Genomic DNA, 4,985 nt, shown 5'->3' on the forward strand with positions numbered 1-4,985 from the left:
CCTAGGGGTCCTAGATTGCAGAACTTGGAATTTAAATCAGCCTTTACAAGAGTATTATCAAAAATTAGTAAATGGCTATAAACTTGCGTTATAAAAATAAAATTTTCATCTTAAAAGTAAAGTAATTTAAATAAATAAGCTTATAAGTTGTAAGACGCTATAACAATTCATGTCCTCGGTCTCAAGGGTCGCGATTTTAGGACTGGTAGGAACTACTATAGAGTGGTATGACTACTACTTATTTATCTATGCCGCTCTACTAGCATTTCCTAAACTCTTCTTCCCTTCATCTAATTACCTTGTGTCAATATTAGCCTCAGTATCATCATATGCAATAGCGTTTTTCGCAAGACCTTTAGGTGCGACAGTTTTCGGTCACATTGGTGATAAGTTAGGAAGAAGACACGCACTGAGCTTTGATTTAGTATTAGTAGGGATAGCTATGATAGCGGTGGGACTAATGCCTGCGTACTCTACGATCGGATTAATAGCACCGATAGCAGTCTTCGCTTTTAGGTTCATACAAGGCTTAGGGGTTGGTGGCGAGTGGGGAGGAGTAGCTACATGGGTTTCAGAACACGTATCTTCAAAGAGGGCTTTATTCACGTCCCTTATTGAGATTGCCTCACCTTTAGGCTTTATTGGTGCAGCCACAGTACTCCTAGTTTTCAGCAAGGACTTTGCTACAATAGGCTGGAGGATAGGCTTTATAGTAGGTGGGAGCGTAGCGTTTTTAGGTGCATTATTTAGATACTTAGCGACGGAAAGCATACCCTTTGAGAAAATAAAGAGCGAGGGCAAGATAAGTAAGGTGCCATCGATAGAGGTCTTCAAATACGCGTGGAAACCGATAATACTACTAATGTTATCGATAGGTAGTGTCTTCATTGCCGTTTATATACCGGCCACAGTAATGCCTAGTCTCTATCTGAAGGTTGTAGGGAAGGAGTTGCATTACCCAGAATATGTTAACTTCTTGGGAATTCAAGTTCCTCTGACTTCAGCCCTAGTTTACTTGTTCTCAATAGCTGGCCTAATATCAAATCCGCTGTTCGGTTATTTAGGCGATAAATTGGGTAGAAGGACTTCACTCATCATAGGTGACTTGTTAATAGCTGCCCTTGCGTATCCTTACGTATACGGGTTCCTGAGCGGTAACTTGTCTCTAGCCTTCGCCATGGAGTTCTTAATAGGTTTTGCTGCCTATGCACCATATGCATCAATGGCGGCCTTCTATCCGGAAAGTTTTCCCACAAAGTATAGGTACAGTGGAGCCAGTTACGGTTTGCAATTGGCTGCCGCAGTAGAAGGAGGTTTGATGCCTATATTACTCGTAGGACTTCTAGGTTTGCCCTCCCAGTATTTAGTACACTCATGGATAGTGACAACGTTCTTAGCGATATGGGGAGTAATATCTGCCATAGCTACTTTAGGTTTGAAGGAAACCAAAGGTGTGGATTTGACTAAGGAGGAGGTAGTAGTTAAGTAAGTTCTTTTTATTATTTATTTTTAAACTATTATGAAAAACCCTCATTCACTTCTTGTTCACAATAAAATTGGAAGAAGTAATACCCTAGACATCCATTATCTATTGATGAAGAAGATAGCAAGAAGGATTGCTGAGGGTAAAGAGGAGTTTTACTGTGTATTTGCTGTGTCCTTTAAGAGTTGCGACCCAACCGATGTAATATGTTATGACTTTAACAAGTGAGGTTATACAAGGCGATCACACAAGGAGTAATGTAAGTGTTTACCCGTGGTGTAACTGGAGAGTTGTGCCACATCTAAGGGCTGAGTTCTTTTTCACGTCAAAAGAAATTTTTTGTCTGTTTATAGCGAATTTTTGTTGCTATATGATGATCTCTCAGGCCGATGTGGGCAAAAGGGTGAGAGTGATTGCAGAGATGTGAGCCCCGTGCCGTTGGGCTCGAAGGAGTCCCATGACCCACCTGTGGTTAAGGGCTAAGTCTCTACAATCGATATCATGAATAAACATAAAATGATGAAAGTGTAGGGACAAACGGACGAGGAGTTGATATAATTATATTATCTCCTTTTTGTCATTATTACAAACGACGCATCACCCTTAAGCCTCTCTTCGTTAACCATACCTTGGCTTATCTTCTTCATTAGTGAGTACGGGTTGATAACTTTTAATCCAGCTAGTACGTGTTTACCCATGGCGTAACTTTTCCTTACTTTTAATTACTTCTAATTCCGCCACGGGCTAAGGGATCATACACAGTTACCCTTAAGTCCCTGGGGCTAGTAGAAGAAAATGCCACTACCCTCCCATCCACACTTTTCTCACTCTCATCCTCGTGAGCAGAGCCCGTCATCAGTTAGGGAGATCGTCAGTAAAAATTCGTTGGTAACGCTATACAAACATTCTCGAAACAAAGCAATATTTGATGTGATTAAAAATAACTAGCAGTTACGTAAAAGAGTTACAGTCTCATTAAGTTATGTGCAAACGTTCATCCACCTAAATTTTGAAGTTGTGAAATAAAAACTACTTTATAAGTTAATTGATTGGCTATTTTGTAAGCAAAATTAAATACGAAAAATACGTTAAGATCATGTGAAACTAAAAATAGGTGATCAGGCTCCTGATTTTGAAGGAATTACCGACGAAGGGAGAAAAATAAGACTTTCGGACTTCCGAGGGAAGTTTGTAATTCTCTACTTTTACCCTAAGGACGATACTCCAGGCTGTAGAGCTGAAGCAATGTCTTTCCGTGATAGGTATGATGACCTCCAGAGGCTTAACGCTGTTGTAATCGGTGTAAGCGGCGATAATGTGGACTCTCATAAAAAGTTTAAGGAGAAATATAAATTACCGTTCATATTGGTATCTGACACAGAAGGTAAGATAAGGGAGTTATACGGCGTCAAAGGCTTACTCATACCGCCTAGGGTGACATTTGTGATAGACATCGATGGGCGAATTATCCATATTTACTCCTCTCAGCTAAACCCCTCATCTCACGTAAGTGAGGCACTAAAAGTGATAAGGGGTTTAGAGAGTAAAGGATAGTATAAAGTTAGAGTAAAGAGTTAGAAACTATTTTTTATCTTTTAAATTATTCTTACTGAAATTAAAGATTTTTATTATATAAACTTTTCTATCGAAACATTTCATAGTCTTTAAGTCCACTATGAATAATTTATCATTGTTATCATAATAGAATGAAAAGAAATATGTTGTAATTTATTTGAAATTAAAAAGAGTTTTGCAAAAATCTTATATTAATGGTTGATATAATAAAAAGTGAACAAACATGAGTGAAGAAAAACTCGAAAGGTTAATGAAGATAAAGGGAGCAATAGCAGCAGGTCATTTCTCAGCGGATGGTAAATTACTGGGATACAAAGGCGACATACCAAAGGAAATGGCTGAATTAGTAGCCAAGATGTGTGCGGCAAACACGATGATGGGTAGTATGGAGGCAGAAGGATTTACGATGTTAACTAAGATGAAGTGGACACCGTTCCACGGGTGGGCAGTAGCTGCAGGTGACTATGCCGTATGTGTTATGGGACACTATGGAGTGTTCGTAAAGTTATCTGAGGCTGACTTCAATCTAACATTCAAGGAACTGGGAGAAGTAGCTAAATCCTGAGAACTAGAAGTTATCGTTTTCTTTTTTTCTCTTTTCTTTACATTCTTCCTTAAGAGATTGAATATTTATGATTACGGAAAAAGGTTATGCGAGATAACATGAGGAACTTTAGAATCTCCTAGCTCTATCAAAAATACTACTAGGGAGGTTCTACACTTTCCGTAGTAAAAATATTTAACTTCTTTTTGACTGTGCCAAGATCCCGGCTATTAACAATAACACGAACGAGATTCCAAATAAGCCGAAGAATACGGGTAAAGACAGAACGGCAGCAACAAGGAGCAATATTCCTCCTATTTGCCGTAGTCAACAGTTTTCGATAAACCGTGAAGTTCACATTACTTTGTTGGTTAATGTGAGTAAAGTCACACCAGACATGGTTTTCCCGAAAAGTGTGGCTGAAAGATTGCGTGTTCCCCCACATTCACGTGTTTGGGTTGGGGTTATCCTGCTAAAGGGGCGGAGGGGTAACGGAAGTGACTCTGGTGAAGCCCAAGGGCTGAGGATTGGATACAGATTCATGAAAATTCAATGAAGCCCAAACCCCGGTATGTGAACCTCTTTTTTTTCCACGTAAACGATAAAAGCTTTTTGGTAATTCTATTTGATTTCTATGAAATAGGAGATAATATTTCTTAAGACATCCTCTCCGACTATTCTAAATAACTCTTCTGTAAACCTTTTAGATAGATAAAGCATTGTAGGTTCTCCAGAAAGTAAAAATATCGATAAATAAAAACGTATTTTGTCTCTATCGCACATTGAAAGATGACTTACATTCTGTTGTTCATACTCTAATACTCTGTGTATTAGATCATTAATTTTCTCGTCTATCTTTAGTTTTTCCAACAATATTGTTTCAATACAACTAAAATCATTATTTTTATCGCCTATGACTACTAAAACATAACATAAGTTATCCTTACACGTTTTTATATACGGTGGAGAATAATCTAGTGCTTCTATATCCTTCTTAAGTCTACCAGAGACGCCTTTGTATCCTTCCTCGTCTCCATCTATTACAAAACATACATTTCCCTTTTTCGAGATAGGCATAGAGGAAGACAAGGACTTTTTAAATTCCTTAATCACCTCTTCCTTTCCAAATTTTACCATCACGTTATCTTCATTAAAACCTAGCTTACTAAGAATGATCTTTTCAGAAGTACCTTCTACAAATATTCTATCACAATTTATAGCCATGCTTTTACACGTATCCTAACCAACTAAGGGGTTTCTCGAATTCAGAAATTTCTGAAAGCTTGTACGTTTTATATCCTGCTTTTGATAGATAAATTACTTGAGCCTCAGAATCGTTAAGTACTTTTCCCGCCATTTTTACAACTTCATTTACGTGAGTAG

The 4,985-nt window shown here is 38.2% G+C and carries 6 protein-coding genes and 1 pseudogene; 4 read left to right on the forward strand and 3 right to left on the reverse strand.

Features of this window, described 5'->3' with window-relative positions:
* Positions 1–169: 169 nt before the first annotated feature.
* Entirely contained in the window at positions 170–1,489 is a 1,320-nt protein-coding gene (locus tag WIW89_RS12840) for an MFS transporter (protein ID WP_337707777.1), read from the forward strand.
* Between the two features lie 557 nt (positions 1,490–2,046).
* On the opposite strand, the gene WIW89_RS12845 is transcribed toward WIW89_RS12840, so the two are convergent.
* Entirely contained in the window at positions 2,047–2,181 is a 135-nt protein-coding gene (locus WIW89_RS12845; RefSeq protein ID WP_337707779.1) for a hypothetical protein, read from the reverse strand.
* Positions 2,182–2,581: 400 nt separating this feature from the next.
* Here WIW89_RS12845 and WIW89_RS12850 point away from each other — a divergent pair, with 400 nt between their 5' ends.
* The 3 genes from WIW89_RS12850 to WIW89_RS12860 all read left to right on the forward strand — a co-directional run bounded on the left by WIW89_RS12850 (position 2,582) and on the right by WIW89_RS12860 (position 4,158).
* A complete protein-coding gene (locus WIW89_RS12850) occupies positions 2,582–3,037 on the forward strand; it encodes a peroxiredoxin (protein ID WP_337701814.1) in 456 nt (151 codons plus the stop codon).
* Positions 3,038–3,281: 244 nt separating this feature from the next.
* Positions 3,282–3,623 carry a DUF2173 family protein gene (locus WIW89_RS12855; protein WP_337721056.1) on the forward strand — a complete coding sequence of 114 codons (342 nt, stop codon included), beginning with the start codon at positions 3,282–3,284 and terminating at the stop codon, positions 3,621–3,623.
* 355 nt (positions 3,624–3,978) lie between these two features.
* Positions 3,979–4,158, forward strand: a complete 180-nt coding sequence (locus tag WIW89_RS12860; protein WP_337721058.1) for a hypothetical protein — start codon at positions 3,979–3,981, stop codon at positions 4,156–4,158.
* Positions 4,159–4,223: 65 nt separating this feature from the next.
* On the opposite strand, the gene WIW89_RS12865 is transcribed toward WIW89_RS12860, so the two are convergent.
* Entirely contained in the window at positions 4,224–4,826 is a 603-nt protein-coding gene (locus tag WIW89_RS12865; protein ID WP_337721057.1) for a hypothetical protein, read from the reverse strand.
* A 4-nt stretch (positions 4,827–4,830) separates the two neighbouring features.
* Positions 4,831–4,985: pseudogene (locus WIW89_RS13670) on the reverse strand (AAA family ATPase); the annotation flags it as partial.

Origin of the sequence: Stygiolobus sp. CP850M (genome assembly GCF_037389425.1) — an archaeon.
GTDB lineage: Archaea > Thermoproteota > Thermoprotei_A > Sulfolobales > Sulfolobaceae > Stygiolobus.